Below are 16,184 nucleotides of genomic sequence, written 5' to 3' on the forward strand. Positions count from 1 at the left end.
CATTGTGGGGAGTTGTGAATAAGACCGGATTTTATTTTATCATACTTGGGGTTGGTTTGATGGGTGGCGAGAAACCGGGTTTTTGCGAAGATATTCGATGCGAGGCGAAGATATCGGAAAAAACCCGGTTTCTGAGATGGTGGGTGGTGGCGAGAAACCGGGTTTTTGCGAAGATATTCGATGGGAGTCGAAGATATCGGAAAAAACCCGGTTTCTGAGATGGTGCAAAAGTGCGATCGACCGTTTTTTCAATTTTCCCACAAGGGCGATTGATCGTTGCTAAATCTGCAATAATTCAATGCTATTATCCGCGCCACAATTCCCGCACTCACCCACGAGTCCGCCGGGGGTTGAAAACCCCCGTCTCATAGCGTAAGTCCTCTAAAAGAGGACTGAAGCATCTATTTTTTAATCAAAATTATCATGATTTTATTCAGTCGGTTTCAACCGACTTGCGCTATGAGACGGGGATTTAAATCCCCGGCTTTAGGCATTAGCCAGCTTCTTTTGAATCATTGCCCAATATTCAGGGAAATCCTCACGGGTATATACTGTTAAAGCTGCTTCATAAAACGATCGCGCCTTTTCGAGATTTTCATCCCGCGAACCGTTGATTCTGTCATTATGGGCATTACCTAGGTTATATTGAATCATTGCCCAATCTTCAGGAAACTGTTCAGGGGTACGAACAGTTAAAGCAGCCTCAAAAAATGCGATCGCGCGATCGAGATTTTCCGCCCGCGAACCGTTGATTCTGTTAGCGTAAGCAGCAGCTAGGTTATTTTGAGCCATTGCCCAATCTTCCGGGAAAGCCTCAAGGGTGTAGACTGTTAAAGCAGCGCCATAAAGGGCGATCGCCATTTCCACATTTTCGGCCCGCGAACCCTTGATTCTGGTAATATAGGCAGCAGCTAAGTTGTTTTGAGTTTGAGCAAATTTTTCGCTTCCCGGTTGCCGATTATTTAAAACAAGTTGATAAGCGGCAATGGCAATTTCAATATTATTCGCTCTATTTCCACCGGAAAAATTACTAATATTAATGGTCAAGTCTTCAACGAGGCTGACAATTGACTCAATAGTTTGGGCATTTTCCCCACCAATTAATCTCTGCAATACTTGCTCTAAAATCTCCGAAAAACGAGCATTAAGGAGATGTTTGCGTTCGGCTAGCATCGGGTAAATTACTGCTGTATTGCTATTGCTACCATCTTCTGCTTGCAATAATTCTAGAATAAAGTTTGCATACTCTTGGGGATTTTCACCTGCGGAGTTATCGCCATCGTTGATATCGATTAATTGTGCTAACTGGCCGATCAGATTTCGCAGAAAATCAGCGCCGTTTTGTCCTCCTTGCTGTGCCATTTTTTCGGCTACCAACTCGCAGGTTTCCAGAAATTCGACATCCAACAATTCTGAGTTATCTTGTAATATCTGCGGTTCGTCTCCGTTGGGACAATTCAGCAGGGTCTGAATTAGTTCTAGGTAGGCTTGAGCGCGGCTTTCTTCCATTGTTGGGGAGTTGTGAATAATGTCGAGTTTATTTTATCATGGTTGGGGGTTTTGGGGCGAGAAAGGTTTCTTGAATTGTCGGTGGGTGGCCAGAAACCGGGTTTTTGCGAGGATATTTGATCTTAGGCGAAGATATCGGTAAAAACCCGGTTTCTTAGATTGTCGGTGGGTGGCCAGAAACCGGGTTTTTGTGACAATTTTTGGTGATAGGCGAAGATATAGGAAAAAACCCGGTTTCTTAGATTGTGCGTGCAGACAAACCGCCCAGTTTTCTAATTCCTGCACAATGCTACCTTGGGCATTAATCTATCTAAGATTTGTGCGATCGCAATTACCGTCCAATCAATATCAGCTTCCGTCGTTTCGCGTCCGAGTGTCAAGCGAATTCCACCAACCGCGCCGATGGAGTCATATCCCATTGCCAATAATATCGGACTGGGTGTTAGTTTACCACTGCTACAAGCCGCACCGGAACTAATGCCAATTCCGGCTAAATTTAGCTGTCTCACCAGAGTTTTACCTGTGATTCTCTCTGTGTTTCTGTTTTGGTAAGGGCGACAGGATGGGGAGACAATGCAAAAACTGGTGTGGTGCGGCAGTCGGTAATATCGATCGCCCGTTGGGACTAAACTGGGTATGTCAGCTAATTTGTCAAAAAGTCGATCGCGCAATCCAATCAATCTCGGCGTTTCCACATCCATTTCCTGCACAGCCAACTCCGCCGCCACTCCAAAGCCGACGATAGCGGGCAGTGCTTGCGTCCCTGAACGCAGTTTCAACTCTTGTCCGCCCCCACCGAACATTGGCACCAATTCTAGTCCTGGACGCACGTACAGCGCCCCTGCACCTTGTGGCCCGTAAAGTTTGTGACTGGAAAGCGAAAGCAAGTCTACGGGCAGTTTTTGCACGTCAATCGGCAATTTACCGGCAACTTGAACTGCATCGGTGTGAAACAGGATATTGCGATCGCGCGCAATTTGCGATAATGCTTCTATGGGTTGCAGTGTACCAACTTCGCTTTGTCCGTAGATGATGGAAATTAGCACTGTGTGCGATCGCAGCGATTCTTGCAAATCCAAAGGATGAATTCGACCATATTTATCTACTGGTAATCGCGTTACTTCCCATCCCAATTCTTCGAGTTGTCGCACCGGTTCTGATACTGCGGAATGCTCAACACTGGAAATAATGATATGCTGCGGCTTTGTATAAAGACGCGCAACTCCCATAATTGCTAAATTATCCGCTTCTGTGCCGCCCGAAGTAAAAATCATCGATTCCGGTAGCGCATTAATCAGCCCAGCAACTTGCATTCTGGCTAATTCTAAAGCAGTCGCCGCCCTTTGTCCCCATTCGTGCAAACTAGAAGGATTTCCCCACTGTAGAGTCAGAGCTTTTTGCATAGCATCAATTGCTTCTGGGCGTGTCGGCGTTGTAGCGCTGTAGTCGAGATAAATTTGCATGGTTTTAATTAAATAACGAACTAATAATGAATGATTGACTACCTAATGAATAAAGCACTTATCCTAAAGGCATAAATGATTATTGACTCATGACTCATGATTCTTAAATTATGACTGATAACAACTGCCAACTGTCAACTCACAACTGCCAACTGCCAACTGTCAACTGTCAACTGCCAACTGTCAACTGACTAATGACTTCCTGGTTTGCAGACATTGTAGTCTTCGTGGGACAAGACTTTTTGAGGAATTAAGAAAGTGCCGCAATCTTCACAAAGCATTCTGTAGTTGCGGGTTACAGGAATACTCACAATCCAGCGGTTGTGACGGAGGCGTTTGCCGCCAAAATCTCTGTAATTCTTATTTTCGCCCAAAGCTGCTATAATAGCGCGAGCTTTAGTAACTACATGGTCGGGTAGACCCCTGAGATCGATCGCATCTCTAGCATATGATGCTTCCCTCTCTTGTTTTTGGGTCTGTTTTTCGGCCAGCAGTTCAACTGATTGCTGTTGCGCTATTAACTCTTGCGTGCATCGATGGCACGCTTTACCATATCCCCTGTGACCGCAATCAAAAATTGTTTTTCTTTTAGCCATAAAGCATCAGTATCGGGTTTGACCCACGCCCCTGAATGCTGCTACCCTACCAGTGATGCTTCCGGCATCGAGGCAGTTCTACAAGACGCAAAATCTAATCCCTGTCATAAATTTAATAGTTTTAACTTTCCTCGATCCAATATCTTTACACTCTGAATAGACTGATGACCTCAATAAAATTTTAAATTTTGTGAATGTACTTTATTATAATTTACCAGGTTTGTGTTGTGTTGGACTGCTGGCGATCGCCCTAGTGGCTTGCGGACAAGCAAAGCAGGACGTGCAGAATTTACCTCCCACTCTCGCTCCGCTGCCTCAAGACCCGTTGTTGCAAGTATACTTCAATCAGTCGCTCACTTCGAGTTATACAGAGCCGTACCGCGCACAAACTAGACCTGGAGACAATTTAGAAAAGTTAATCGCCGAGGCTGTAGCAAGTGCTGAATCGACGGTAGATGTAGCGGTTCAGGAGTTTCGGTTGCCCGGTATTGCGCGAAGGTTGGCCGATCGCGCGCGCACTGGAATTAAAGTCAGATTAATTGTCGAACATCTGTACAATCGCCCTTGGAGCGATTATACAGCCCAGGAGTTGGCAAAGTTACCAGAACGAGAGCGCGATCGCTACAGCGAATTTCTGCAACTCGCCGATACCAATAAAGACGGTAAATTGAGTGCCGAGGAAATCAAGCAAAACGATGCTTTGGTAATTGTCCGGGATGCGGGAATTCCTGTAATTGACGATACTGCTGACGGAAGTAAAGGCAGCGGTTTGATGCACCACAAATTTGTAGTAATTGACGGCAAAACAGTCATCGTAACTTCGGCTAACTTTACCACCAGCGATATCCACGGTGATTTCAAGACAGCAGCAAGTCGCGGGAATGCCAACAATCTGCTAAAAATTGACACCCCTCAATTAGCGCAAATCTTTACTCAAGAATTTAACATCATGTGGGGCGACGGGCCCGGTGGCAAACCGGATAGCAAGTTTGGCATCAAAAAGCCGTTTCGTCAAGTGCAAAAAGTGAGAGTTGGCAATGCAACTGTGGCGGTGCAATTTTCACCAACAAGTGCGACTTTACCTTGGGAACAAAGCGTTAACAGTTTGATAAATCGCACTTTAGCAAAGGCAAAAAAATCTGTTAATTTGGCACTGTTTGTATTTTCGGCTCAGCGGTTGTCAAATACTCTAGAACTTGAATCTAGGCGCGGTGTAGCGGTGCGAGCTTTGATTGACTCAAATTTCATCTATCGCCCTTACAGCGAAGGTTTAGACATGATGGGGGCGACTTTGATACAGGATTGTCGGTTGGAATCTGACAATCGCCCGTGGAGAAATCCGCTGACTACAGTGGGAGTGCCGCTGTTACCAACGGGCGATCGCCTGCACCACAAATTCGGCGTTATCGACGGAAATACCGTGCTTACAGGCTCTCACAACTGGAGTGAGGCTGCAAATCACGGGAATGATGAGACATTATTGGCGATCGACAGCCCGACGGTTGGGGCCCATTTTGAGCGGGAGTTCGATCGGCTTTACAAAGGTGCAATCTTGGGAATTCCCGCCCGAATCAAACAGAAAATTGACGCCCAGCAAAAAGAGTGTGAACCAGTACAAACAACATCAAAATCTAGCAATCCTCAAGCGCAAATTGTTGCGACTAAAAAGTTAATTAATTTGAATAGCGCGACTCAGGAAGAATTAGAAACTTTGCCAGGAGTTGGCCCGAAGTTAGCCGAGAAAATTATTGCAGGGCGGGAAAAGCAGCCTTTTGAGTCTTGGGAGGATGTCGAAAAATTGCCAGGAGTAGGAAACAAGACTATAGACAAGTGGCGCGATCGAGTAACATTTTAAAGTAGGGTGCGTCAGCGATGGTGATTTAATTAATCATCTAAAAACTCCGATCTGACGCACCATTGTTTAAAGTAGGGTGCGTCAGCTATGGTGATTTAATTAATCATCTAGAAACTCCGAGCTGACGCACCATAATACTGAACATCCCGTTTTTGCAAATAGACTCGTAGGGGCGAAGCATTTCGGCAGTAAATCTCTGGTTATCACTAATGAATTGTAAGCCGAAATGCTTCGCCCTTACAAAATTGAGATGCACCCCCATAAGACTTCATTCATTTGTGGACAGACTAACCAGGAAGGACTAAAGTCCTCACTACAAACCTTATTTTCTCCATCTTGACAACAGATATGCTTTTTAGTTAGAATTACCAGTTAAAAAAATGCGCTTTTTTCATATTAGAGGTATAGAGAGATGAAACGCAGCAGATATTTTACGGCCCAGCCACCAATCAAATTCCTAGCTATTTTGATTGGGGCAATTTTAGTGACACTAGCAGCTTTCACAGTCAGCGCCCAGCAGACTAGCGAAGCACAATTTCGGGTAAAAAACGAGAACAGTTTTAATATTAACATGATTCAATTCAAGCGCGTTGAATATGTAGGTCAGTGTCCCGGAAGTGGCATCTCCCCTGATTCACAAAGCGCTCGATTTGTTTCCAGCAAGACTCCCCCCGCCCCTAACAGAAGAGTGCTGATTAAAAATGTGACCGACGGTATGGAAACTGACCCCTATCCTTACACAGATAGAAGTTATGCAACAGGTGAATCTTCCGAAAGTTTTGGATTTAAGTTAGCAAACAGTCACAAAACAAGAACTTTTTCAGTTTTAGAGGGCGAAAATAAATTTGCCTATGAAATCAAAGAAAATAACCAAATTATAGAACAGGGTGCGCTTACCGCTCAAGTTTCCGTACAAAATTTAGGTACTTTTCCACGTCAGCAAGTTTGTGAGAACAAAGTCACCTCACAATGTCAGGATGATGCTGATTGTCGCGAGAGGAGGCGCAAAGGAAAAAGTTGCAGAATAGAGTGTGTTACTGTTCAAAGTTGTACCTGTCCGTACTAAATTCCTGTCTAATTTTTGTTATAGCAGCCGCCGAGGAAACAGCTAGTTAAAGTAGGGTGCGTCAGTCGCTGGTGTTTTCATTGATTGTTCAGGAACTCCGAACTGACGCACCCTACAAGTTAAAGTTAAAGTAGGGTGCGTCAGTCGCTCGTGTTTTCATTGATTGTTCAGGAACTCCGAGCTGACGCACCCTACAAGTCCTCACTACCAACCTGGTTCAAGTAATGGGATGAAAATAAAATGCTGCGGCTAACACAATATATGTTGCCAAAAGCAGCACTCCTTCCAGCCAATTCGATCGCCCGTCGAGACTAATTAGATTAGCAATTGTCACCGCGATCGCAACTGCAACCACTTCAAACGGATTAAAGTTTAAATCCATCGGCTGATGAATCACGATACCGATAATCACCAACACCGGCGCTACCAGCAAAGCAACTAGCAAACTCGAACCCATCGCCACGGAAACTGACAAATCCATATTATTTTTCATCGCCACTCCCACCGCCGTTACGTATTCCGCCGCGCCGCCCACAATCGGCAACAGAATTACACCTGTAAACAGTGGTGTTAATCCCAATCCTTTGGTAGTTTCTTCGACAACGCCCACGAAAATTTCTGATTCAAAAGCAACAGCAACTGTTGAGGCGACTAGCACTCCTACCCACAACCACAAATTCGGTTTGTGCGCAGTTGATTCATCGGTATTTTTAGCATCTTCTAACTCTAGTATGCTGACTTCGTAAAGATAGCTGTGAGTTTTTAATGAAAATAGCAGGGTTAGTGCGTAAACTGCAATGAGGACGATCGCAGTTATCAACGAAAGATTTTGAATGGCTGCGGGTTCCACTCCATTCGACGTGTAAATTACCATTGTCGGCAGCAGAATCGCAATCACTGCTAGAGTCATGGTGGAACCGTTCACCCGGGCGATAATTGGCTTAAATTCTTGTTCTTTGTAGCGGATTCCCCCTAGCAGCATCGAAAATCCCATAACTAAGAGCAAGTTGCTGATAATGGTGCCGGTGATGCTGGCTTTCACAATATCAATTAAGCCTGCTTTTAGGGCAACTATGGCAATAATTAATTCTGTAGCATTCCCGAAGACTGCATTTAATAAGCCGCCGATGGAGGGCCCTGTGACGATCGCCACTTCTTCTGTTGCTGTGCTCAACCAAATCGCCAGAGGTATAATGCCTAGGGCGGATGTGATGAAAACTATCAGGGAGCCCCAGTGCAAATACTCGGCGGCGATGGAAATCGGGATGAAAATTAACAGGGCTATGGAAAGAATCTTTTTGATTGACATAGGGACTCGGATGTGTATTGAAGGTGAGTTCGAGTTGCCAGGGCGATCGCCAAATTGATTTTATATCAATACGCGATCGGTCAGAAGACGCCCGCGGTTGAAACCAGTTGAAGACAGGGCGGTTGAAACCGCGTCTATACAAACACTCACTCAGCGACGTGGGTTGAAGAATGAGCGGTTTTTAGATCAATACGCGATCGATCAGAAGACGCCCGCGGTTGAAACCGCGTCTATACAAACAAAACCCACCTCCGTGGGTTGAAGAATGAGCGGTTTCAACCGCCGTGTTATCTGAGAAACAGTGCACCATCATTCCGAATGCTTAAGGATTTTTTATCCAAACCTAAATCATTTGTCTCGTCTAATCTTACCTCTACTGTTCCTTCGCCAACAGGTTTCAGATTCACTTTTAATAATGCGCCATCTTGTCGCCTAAATAAAACTGACGCGGGTAGTGTCAATGCTTGTAGCGCCACTGTTGAATTTTCTGCTAAAGTGCGGCGGTTGGTTTGTCCCACTACTTGATAAAATAGTCGATCGTTCGTTTTATTGGTTAATCTAACATTGGCTTTGCCGTTGACGGGAACCATCTTGCCATCGGGAACTCTTTCTGGTTCGTTTGCTTGGGCAATTTCGCCAGCCAAACTCGCATTCTGCTTGCAAAGCCAAAAACTATTGCCTGCTACGGCTAAGGTGACAGCCAGCAGGCTTGCTAGACAGGTTTTGTCGATCGCTAGTTTGGACATTGTTTTGTTGGTTCGTGTGAGATTTTACTGACTTAAAAGCACTAATTAAACACCGAAAAAAACCTAAATAATGCGAATAATCAAAAATATTGCTACATAAAAATTAGAGGATTTAATATGTATTGAAACCCCGCGGTGGGCTTTCACGCAGCAGTTATGCCAATTACAGATAATTTATATACCATTAATAATTGTAACCAGGGTTTTTTACATTAGTCTAATCATTAAGAATCAAAAAAAAGGAAGGAAGAAAGAAGGAAGAAATAAGATTTTTCTCATCTCCCTATCTCCCGATCCTCCACTTTGCCATTGTTTGGCACTGCCTTCAAGCAGCAGCTATTCAATCCAACGCACTCGCACAAAATGAGCTTCGCGTCCCCAGAAGTCGTGACTTACAGAAATATCAACAATACTCAAATTAAACGGAATAGCGGTTGTGAGGTAGCGCTGGGCCAGAGATCCCACATCGGGAGCTAACTGAGCTGCTGTCGCCGCAGCGGCACCCAAACCCAAAAGTTGCAAGATTGGCCCCTTGGGCAGAGCTAAATTGATGCCGACAGCAAGTCCAGCAGTCAACAGCATTCCCACCGACAAATTGGTGCCGCAGCGGGGATGTACGGCTAAATCCCACTCTCCGCTGGCAATCCGCTGCAAAGCCAATGGCACTGCTTGGCGCAACTGTGTAATGTTGACGCGGCCGTACACATAAAATCCTTGGTCTGTGGACATCCCGCCCAATAACTGATTATCGGCTCTTGCTGTTGGCGTACCGCCAGATTGGCTGAGTACCCAAACCGTAGCGTGTTCCAAAGCATGAACTTGGCGCAAAGTCAAGATTTCCTTCAAACCGGGAACAAAATCGAGTTGTCGCAACAATTCAGCATCTTGATTCCGCTGCGGGGCAAAGTCAAAAGGAAATTCGCTGGCGCGCCCAGAACTCGAAGCAGCATTGGTCGTCATGTCAAAACGCCTCCACTAATGTCAGATTTTAAATTTTAGAGGTGAGATTCACGGTTGAACGCGCTTGCCAGCACGAAACTCTCCAGAAAACCGTCTGCCTTTAGCATCTGTAATTATGCCTCTGCCGTGAGGCAGTCCCTTGCGCAATTCGCCTTCGTAGCGAATGCCGTTGGGGAAGCTGCAATTACCTTTGCCGTCTAGCTTTTCGTTGAAAAACTGACCGTCGCAGCGCGTCCCGTCCGATCGGGTAAACACTCCCCGACCAAAGGGGTTCCCTGCGAAAAACTGTCCGGCGTAGCGATCGCCGCTAGCAAAGATAAATTGTCCTTGACCGTGGGGCTGGCTGCTGGTAGCCCCGCCACCTACTTGTTGAACAATTTCAAATGTTCCTCTGTAGCGATCGCCGCTGGCAAAAATAGCTTCTCCCCTAACGATCAGACCGTTGCGGAACTCTCCCACCATGCGGTCATCGTTGGCGAACAGAAATGTGCCTTGACCGTTGGGCACGCCGTTGCGAAACTCTCCTTCGTAGCGATCGCCCTTGGAGTATACGTATACTCCTTGTCCCTGGGGTCGGCCGTTGACGAAATTTCCTTCATAATTGTCGCCATTTTCGTAGTTGCACTTAACTCTACCGTTGGGGGGAGAGCCTTCGCAAGCGGGAGGGCGTTTTTGTTCGGCTGCTGGGGCAGCGAATGACGACTGAGTGTTGGCTACCAGTGAGAGGTATCCTACCCCCGAACTAACCAACATCAGTATTCCAAGTTTTTGCATTGAGCGAAGCATGACGGTTCTCAATTTTCTTTCTAAGGATTGAGGTAAATTTTGCATTAATTTGGCTTCTGAGCAACTCGGGGAGATTTTTCTCCCACCATTTTGGAAACCTCTACACCGTTTTCTTCTAGAACCACAACCGGATCGGCTCCTGATTTGAAATCAACCCGTTTGATGAGCACCTGCCCGCTGGCAATCCGCTGTCCTACTTTGATATATCGACTTGTTGGCTCGTTAGGTGCTTTGACAATTACCAGTATGTCATTACCAACTCTGACTACGCCACTAACTTCAACTCCTTGAGCATTGTCTGTCGAAGGCGGAGGCGGTGGCGGTGCTGGGGGTGGTGGTGGGTTCGGATCTTGCCAGGAGGGCGGGGCCGTTAATTCTGGCAGCTTGGGCAGACCGGGCAGTTCCCGGGTCGCGATGTTGGGAATTGTGGGAGGTTTGGGGGGGCCGGCGGGGCGTACCGGTGTGGTACCTGTGGGGCGTCCTGCCGTGGTGCCTGTGGGGCGTCCCGGTGTCGCTCCTGGGCTGGCTGTGGTGCCTTTGGGGAAGCCCGGTATAGAAGGAACTCCCGGTATTGATGATGCCGGAGCCCCTGCGACATTTGGGGAGCCGGCCGGTCTGCCGGGGCGCCCTGGTCGGGCTGGTTGGCTGGCGGTGGCGCCTGTTGGGAAACCCGGTAGGGAGGGCACTCCAGGTATTGATGCGGGAGAGCCTGCGACTGTTGGGGAGCCTGCTGGTCTGGCTCCCGGGCGTCCGGGTCTGGTACCTGTGCCTCCGGTGGCGCCTGTTGGGATGCCCGGTACAGAAGGCAGTCCGGGTATTGATGCCGGAACTCCTGCGATGTCTGGGGAGCCTGCTGGTCTTGCTCCCGGGCGTGCGGGTCTTGCTCCGGGGCGTCCCGGGGCGGCCCCAGGACGCGCTGAAATTGGCGACCTCCACTGGGGGGGTATGGATGTTAAGGGCAAATTAGGCAGACTCGATACCTGCACTGGACTTTGGGGTTTGGGAAGTTCGGCGATTGTGATGCCGCCGGGCCCCCTTCTCGGTCGCGGTACTGGCGTCCACTGAGGCGGGTTTTTATCGTCCGGTAGCTTGGGCAGATTTGGTACCTGTCGGACTGGCAGGTTGGGGAGTTCGCTGCCTGCCCCGCTGCCGTCTGTTCTGAGCGGTTGAGGGGGCAGAATTGAGAATGGGTCGCTGGCTTTGGCGGGGATCGCGGTCTGTGGAATTGCCGTTGGGCCGTTTGAAGGAGATCCCGCTGATGTCTTTTTGGCCTCGATGTCTGTTTGAGCTTGTCTGGCGCGTTCGTCGGGGTTTGTCGATCGGATCAAGCCGGGAGGCTGGGCCGCTACTACTGGGGAGGGAAATGTTTGAGCTCCTGGAGTCGGACTCGCCGCGGCGACTGGGGCTCCGGGAGCCGCGGCGCCCGGTGCCCCTGATGGTGTAGCGGGACTGATACTAGGACTGGGAGTGGGGCTGGCCGTGTTGCCGCCACCGTCCCCGCCGCATCCCCCGATCGAGAAAGCCAGCATTCCTATAGTTGCAAAATATAAAAGTTTACGCATTGCCGATCTTCCCCAAACGCCTGACTTTTAAGTGATCCAAATGGCTAGCGCAGTTGCTGCCATTTGCCGCCTTAAGTTTACCTGTTGTTTGATAGTATGCGATCGCTTTTAAATTGCCAAGTTTTCCGGAGGATTTGATGTAGAAGCGGGCACTGGGTTTTCGGCAGCCGGTTAGGATATCAATGGCGGTGGTTGTTCAAAATATTGAATCAATTAGGGTATTGTTATGGTGGCAAAAGTGATTTTGAAGCGGCTTTGGCGATCGGGCATTGTTTCGCTGGCCGTTTTGACGGCAGTTGGCTCCGTGGCAGGCTCGAATCAAAATTCTGATTCGTATCAGCCGGAAACTAAAGTCATAGAATTGGTGTCCGATGTGAGTTTCCCACAGATCGATCGCCCTTTGGGCGCATCGAGAACTCCAACCCGCAACAGGTACTCTCAGTTTCGCAGGGGCCCGTCAACTCCAGGTACCCAACCGCCGGCCAATCAACCGGCAAGTGGGGGGAATCAAAAGGTATTTCAAGCTAAAATTAAGCGCCGCGCTGGCGGGACGCCAGTGATTGATGTGGTATTTAACGGCAACAAGACTTTTGAGATGATTGTCGATACCGGGGCGAGCGGCACTTTGATTACTCAGCGGATGGCTACGGCGCTGGGAGTCAGGCAAGTGGGAACCGGGAGAGCGGGGATCGCTGACGGTAGCGTTGTCGAGTTTCCCATTGGCCTGGTGCGATCGATTCGGGTTGGGGGTGCTGCGATCCAAAATGTCGAAGTGGCAATCTCGAAACAAATGGAAATTGGTCTGCTCGGTCACGATTTTTTTGGCAATTACGATGTCAAAATCAAAAAAGATGTTGTAGAGTTTTATGTCCGCTGAGAGTAAGCCGATCCTAAAACCGATGTCGGTTCGCATCCTGTAAAGCTATTGGCAGCCAAATCAAGGCTGTTCACTTTATTTCTCGATGTACTAGCAAAACTCCCCCAATTGTGGTATTGTTTTTAGTGTTTCCAGAGCAGTTGACCTTTGAACAATCCGGGAAAATCCGGGCGCAAAAGCACGATCGCTGTTGGTGAGATCCGTAACAGTCTCCGACAAAAATTTACGGTTGTTAAAGGCAAGGCAATCAATTAGAGAATTCGCCGCTCCGGTCGAAGTTAGCGCTGGAAATGCTGCGGTCGAGCAAATTTTGGTTTGCTGCGTGGGGCCGGAACGTCAAAAATCTGTAAACTGACGAGCGGGAGATGTTCTGCAAAATCGGACATGATGACGATCGAGAATTTAATTATTGTAAATAAGGTATTCGCATGGCACAAACGTCTGTATCTCCTGTAGTGCTGATTATTCTAGACGGCTGGGGTTATCGTGAAGAAAAAGACGGAAATGCGATCGCCTTGGCGAAGACGCCGGTGATGGACAGTCTCTGGGCAGCTTATCCCAGAACTCTAATTCACACATCGGGGCGGGCGGTAGGGCTTCCGGACGGGCAAATGGGCAACTCAGAGGTAGGTCACTTGAATCTGGGCGCGGGCCGGGTGGTGCCTCAAGAGTTGGTGCGAATCTCAGATGCGGTAGAAGACGGTTCTTTGCTAGAAAACCGGGCGCTGGTTCAGCTTTGCGAGCAAGTGCGCAGTCGGGGCGGCAAGCTGCACCTGACTGGTCTTTGTTCCGAGGGCGGGGTACACTCGCACCTGAGTCACATTTTGGGCTTGCTAAAGCTAGCAAAAGCACAGGGAATTTCTGAAGTTTGCATCCACGCGATTACAGACGGCCGCGATACTACTCCCAAAGAGGGTGTGGAAGCTTTGGGCAAAATTGAAAGTTATATCAAACAGGTAGGAGTCGGTCGGATTGCTACCATCAGCGGCCGCTATTACGCGATGGACAGGGACAAACGCTGGGATCGGGTACACCGCGCTTATGAGGTGATGACGACTGAGGGAGCGCCTGACGGTCGATCGGCAGTTGATGTATTGCAGGCATCCTATACTGAAGGAGTGACCGACGAGTTTGCAATTCCGACTCGCATTGCCCCAGGATCTGTGGCATCCGGGGATGGGATGATTTTCTTCAATTTTCGCCCGGACAGGGCTAGAGAGTTGACTCAGGCCTTTGTAGCGCCAGATTTTAAAGGCTTTGAACGGCCGTTAATTGAGCCGCTGACTTTTGCGAGTTTTACTCAGTACGACCCCAAACTGTCGTCGGTACTGGTGGCTTTTGAACCTCAGAATTTGAACAATATTCTGGGCGAAGTGATTTCGGCCCACGGTTTGCGGCAGTTGCGGACGGCGGAAACTGAAAAGTACGCTCACGTGACTTATTTTTTTAATGGGGGTCTGGAAGAGCCTTTTAAGGGGGAAGACCGCGAATTGGTGCAGAGTCCGATGGTGGCGACTTACGATGAGGCGCCAGAAATGTCTGCTGCTGAGGTGACGGATTTGGCGCTGGAGGCTTTGTCCAAGGGAATTTATTCGTTTGTGGTGCTTAACTACGCTAACCCGGATATGGTTGGTCATACGGGGATGCTGGATGCGACGATAATTGCCATTCAAACTGTGGATAAATGTTTGGGGCGGCTGTTGGCCGGGATTTCCAAAGCTGGGGGAACCGCAATTATTATTGCTGACCACGGAAATGCTGAGTTGATGTTCGACGAGAACGGCAATCCTTGGACGGCTCACACTACTAATCCGGTGCCGTTTATTCTGGTAGAAGGCGAAGGTCTGAAAATTCCGGGTCACGGCGCGGATGTTGCTTTGAGGGCGGACGGCTGTTTGGCTGATGTGGCGCCGACGATTTTGGAGCTGTTGAGGTTGCCTCAGCCGGCAGAGATGACAGGAAAGTCGATGATTGAACCGGCTAATTTTGAAGTTCGCGCCAATCGCACTCCGGTGCGGGTGCGGCTGTAGCAAGTCTGGCTACAGGTAGGGTTAGGCGCTGTCCCCAGAGGTGTCAGGTTAACCCGAAAGACCGCCAGGGACTTAAGTCCCTGGCTAATAGCTAAAGTCCTCGCTATGAGGACTGAAGAACTTATCTCAGTCCTATGCAAGAGGACTTTAACTATGAGGCAGGGACTTAAGTCCCTGCCGGACTGTGGGAAAGCGCGTTAAGCCGACACCTCTGGGCAGTCCCGTGTCCCTAAGCGAGGTTGTGTGCGATCGACTAAATTTGATATGATAATAAATTGCCAATTACTAATTACCAATTACCCCGAATTATGAATATTGTTTCTGTGTTACAAGTTATCTGGTCTTTGTCTGCTTTAGGACTTGTGGTTTTTGTGTTGCTGCACAGTCCTAAAGGCGATGGCATTGGAGGGATTGGCGGACAAGCTCAATTATTTACCAGCGCCAAAAGTGCGGAAACAAGTCTGAATCGAATTACTTGGGGTCTGTCTATTGTTTTTATGGGTTTGACTGTAATTTTGAGTGCTGGTTGGTTGACTCCTAAATTGTAAGATGAGGATATTTAACCGCAGATGAACGCCGACAGACGGAGATAATATGAAGTTCATCTGCGTTTATTTGCGTTCATCTGCGGTTGCAAAAATGCGGTTATGGAAATTTAAGATAAAGCCTCGATTGCTCGCAGGTTTGAGATTTGCTTTATTATGTTGTTGTAGCCTGATAATTTTGACTCAGGTTAATACTCCTGCGGCGAGTCTGGCTCCTCTCCCGAATAGTTGGCCGTCTCCACAGGTTCACCCTTTGCCGCCAACCTTGGCGAATTGGCAAGATTCAACGGATAGCGGTGATTATTTCGATCGGGTAAACCAGCCAAATGTCGGTCATTTGCTATGGTCGAAATTCCCGATTCTGGTGTATGTAGAGCGTCCGGTAGATGGGAATAAGTCTGAAGAATGGATAGCAGCGGTGTTAGGTGTTGTGCGGGAATGGGCGGTTTATTTGCCTTTGGAAGTGGTAGATAGTTCCGAGGCGGCTGATATTAGAATTTTACGTCAGGCTCCGCCTTTGCGTCAAGGGGTTTTGCGATCGCGCTCCGGGGAATCCACCTATGAGTTGTACAATCATCGGGATGGGGAGAAAACTGTTTTATCTCATCGCTTTTCGGTTTATTTGAATCCGAATCAAGTGGGTAAGTATGTTCTGGCGACGGCGCGACACGAGTTAGGGCACGCTTTGGGAATTTGGGGCCACAGTTTACTGGAAACTGATGTGCTTTATTTTTCTCAGGTGAGAAATCCTGGGCTTATTTCGGCAAGGGATGTCAATACTTTGAAGCGGGTTTACGAGCAGCCGACTCGCTTGGGGTGGGAATTATAGTAGACTTGAATTGCAAAAATCGGAAAACACCCTGAAATTATCTGCGTTTAT

15 protein-coding genes are annotated in these 16,184 nt (G+C 48.2%); 7 read left to right on the forward strand and 8 right to left on the reverse strand.

What is annotated here, in order from left to right; translation table 11 throughout:
• On the forward strand, positions 1 to 218 hold a 218-nt coding region (locus QT974_RS16230), incomplete at its 5' end, for a hypothetical protein (RefSeq protein ID WP_333469489.1).
• Between the two features lie 268 nt (positions 219 to 486).
• Here QT974_RS16230 and QT974_RS16235 read toward each other — a convergent pair.
• The 3 genes from QT974_RS16235 to QT974_RS16245 form a co-directional block, all read right to left on the reverse strand.
• The gene (locus QT974_RS16235) at positions 487 to 1,509 is read right to left on the reverse strand and encodes a hypothetical protein (RefSeq protein ID WP_333469490.1); all 1,023 of its coding nucleotides are present in this window, start codon (positions 1,507 to 1,509) and stop codon (positions 487 to 489) included.
• A gap of 272 nt (positions 1,510 to 1,781) precedes the next feature.
• Positions 1,782 to 2,972 carry a cysteine desulfurase family protein gene (locus QT974_RS16240; protein ID WP_333469491.1) on the reverse strand — a complete coding sequence of 397 codons (1,191 nt, stop codon included), beginning with the start codon at positions 2,970 to 2,972 and terminating at the stop codon, positions 1,782 to 1,784.
• A gap of 191 nt (positions 2,973 to 3,163) precedes the next feature.
• Entirely contained in the window at positions 3,164 to 3,568 is a 405-nt protein-coding gene (locus tag QT974_RS16245) for a DUF7682 family zinc-binding protein (protein ID WP_333469492.1), read from the reverse strand.
• Between the two features lie 190 nt (positions 3,569 to 3,758).
• On the opposite strand from QT974_RS16245, the gene QT974_RS16250 reads away from it, so the two are divergent.
• Positions 3,759 to 5,423 carry a DUF655 domain-containing protein gene (locus QT974_RS16250; RefSeq protein ID WP_333469493.1) on the forward strand — a complete coding sequence of 555 codons (1,665 nt, stop codon included), beginning with the start codon at positions 3,759 to 3,761 and terminating at the stop codon, positions 5,421 to 5,423.
• A 412-nt stretch (positions 5,424 to 5,835) separates the two neighbouring features.
• A complete protein-coding gene (locus QT974_RS16255) occupies positions 5,836 to 6,489 on the forward strand; it encodes a hypothetical protein (protein ID WP_333469494.1) in 654 nt (217 codons plus the stop codon).
• Positions 6,490 to 6,706: 217 nt separating this feature from the next.
• Here the strand turns inward: QT974_RS16255 and cax are convergent, their stop codons facing one another.
• The 5 genes from cax to QT974_RS16280 all read right to left on the reverse strand — a co-directional run bounded on the left by cax (position 6,707) and on the right by QT974_RS16280 (position 11,852).
• Positions 6,707 to 7,798 (reverse strand): calcium/proton exchanger, encoded by a 1,092-nt coding sequence (gene cax / locus QT974_RS16260; RefSeq protein ID WP_333469495.1) that lies wholly within the window; start codon positions 7,796 to 7,798, stop codon positions 6,707 to 6,709.
• 287 nt (positions 7,799 to 8,085) lie between these two features.
• Positions 8,086 to 8,544, reverse strand: coding sequence for a hypothetical protein (locus QT974_RS16265; RefSeq protein ID WP_333469496.1), 459 nt, complete (start codon positions 8,542 to 8,544; stop codon positions 8,086 to 8,088).
• Between the two features lie 336 nt (positions 8,545 to 8,880).
• Complete coding sequence (locus tag QT974_RS16270; RefSeq protein ID WP_333469497.1) at positions 8,881 to 9,504, reverse strand: DUF6391 domain-containing protein; 624 nt, start codon at positions 9,502 to 9,504, stop codon at positions 8,881 to 8,883.
• Between the two features lie 48 nt (positions 9,505 to 9,552).
• Positions 9,553 to 10,290, reverse strand: coding sequence for an MORN repeat-containing protein (locus tag QT974_RS16275; RefSeq protein ID WP_333469502.1), 738 nt, complete (start codon positions 10,288 to 10,290; stop codon positions 9,553 to 9,555).
• Positions 10,291 to 10,334: 44 nt separating this feature from the next.
• Positions 10,335 to 11,852, reverse strand: a complete 1,518-nt coding sequence (locus QT974_RS16280; RefSeq protein ID WP_333469498.1) for a hypothetical protein — start codon at positions 11,850 to 11,852, stop codon at positions 10,335 to 10,337.
• 226 nt (positions 11,853 to 12,078) lie between these two features.
• Here QT974_RS16280 and QT974_RS16285 point away from each other — a divergent pair, with 226 nt between their 5' ends.
• The 4 genes from QT974_RS16285 (at position 12,079) to QT974_RS16300 (ending at position 16,133) form a co-directional block, all read left to right on the forward strand.
• On the forward strand, positions 12,079 to 12,729 hold the full coding sequence (locus tag QT974_RS16285) for a retropepsin-like aspartic protease family protein (RefSeq protein WP_333469499.1): 651 nt from the start codon (positions 12,079 to 12,081) through the stop codon (positions 12,727 to 12,729).
• A gap of 428 nt (positions 12,730 to 13,157) precedes the next feature.
• Entirely contained in the window at positions 13,158 to 14,759 is a 1,602-nt protein-coding gene (gpmI, locus tag QT974_RS16290; protein ID WP_333469500.1) for a 2,3-bisphosphoglycerate-independent phosphoglycerate mutase, read from the forward strand.
• A gap of 308 nt (positions 14,760 to 15,067) precedes the next feature.
• The gene (gene secG / locus QT974_RS16295) at positions 15,068 to 15,307 is read left to right on the forward strand and encodes a preprotein translocase subunit SecG (RefSeq protein ID WP_332957461.1); all 240 of its coding nucleotides are present in this window, start codon (positions 15,068 to 15,070) and stop codon (positions 15,305 to 15,307) included.
• Between the two features lie 175 nt (positions 15,308 to 15,482).
• Complete coding sequence (locus QT974_RS16300; RefSeq protein WP_333469501.1) at positions 15,483 to 16,133, forward strand: peptidase; 651 nt, start codon at positions 15,483 to 15,485, stop codon at positions 16,131 to 16,133.
• Positions 16,134 to 16,184: the final 51 nt, after the last annotated feature.

This window comes from Microcoleus sp. BM001215392 (assembly GCF_036700185.1).
Taxonomy (GTDB): Bacteria; Cyanobacteriota; Cyanobacteriia; order Cyanobacteriales; family Microcoleaceae; genus Microcoleus.

Coding starts and splice junctions, on each gene's coding strand:
- QT974_RS16275 (WP_333469502.1), bottom strand. CDS start 10,290: ATGCTTCGCTCAATGCAAAAACTTGGAATACTGATGTTGGTTAGTTCG.
- QT974_RS16255 (WP_333469494.1), top strand. CDS start 5,836: ATGAAACGCAGCAGATATTTTACGGCCCAGCCACCAATCAAATTCCTA.
- QT974_RS16270 (WP_333469497.1), bottom strand. CDS start 9,504: ATGACGACCAATGCTGCTTCGAGTTCTGGGCGCGCCAGCGAATTTCCT.
- cax (WP_333469495.1), bottom strand. CDS start 7,798: ATGTCAATCAAAAAGATTCTTTCCATAGCCCTGTTAATTTTCATCCCG.
- QT974_RS16240 (WP_333469491.1), bottom strand. CDS start 2,972: ATGCAAATTTATCTCGACTACAGCGCTACAACGCCGACACGCCCAGAA.
- QT974_RS16265 (WP_333469496.1), bottom strand. CDS start 8,544: ATGTCCAAACTAGCGATCGACAAAACCTGTCTAGCAAGCCTGCTGGCT.
- gpmI (WP_333469500.1), top strand. CDS start 13,158: ATGGCACAAACGTCTGTATCTCCTGTAGTGCTGATTATTCTAGACGGC.
- QT974_RS16280 (WP_333469498.1), bottom strand. CDS start 11,852: ATGCGTAAACTTTTATATTTTGCAACTATAGGAATGCTGGCTTTCTCG.
- secG (WP_332957461.1), top strand. CDS start 15,068: ATGAATATTGTTTCTGTGTTACAAGTTATCTGGTCTTTGTCTGCTTTA.
- QT974_RS16245 (WP_333469492.1), bottom strand. CDS start 3,568: ATGGCTAAAAGAAAAACAATTTTTGATTGCGGTCACAGGGGATATGGT.
- QT974_RS16235 (WP_333469490.1), bottom strand. CDS start 1,509: ATGGAAGAAAGCCGCGCTCAAGCCTACCTAGAACTAATTCAGACCCTG.
- QT974_RS16285 (WP_333469499.1), top strand. CDS start 12,079: ATGGTGGCAAAAGTGATTTTGAAGCGGCTTTGGCGATCGGGCATTGTT.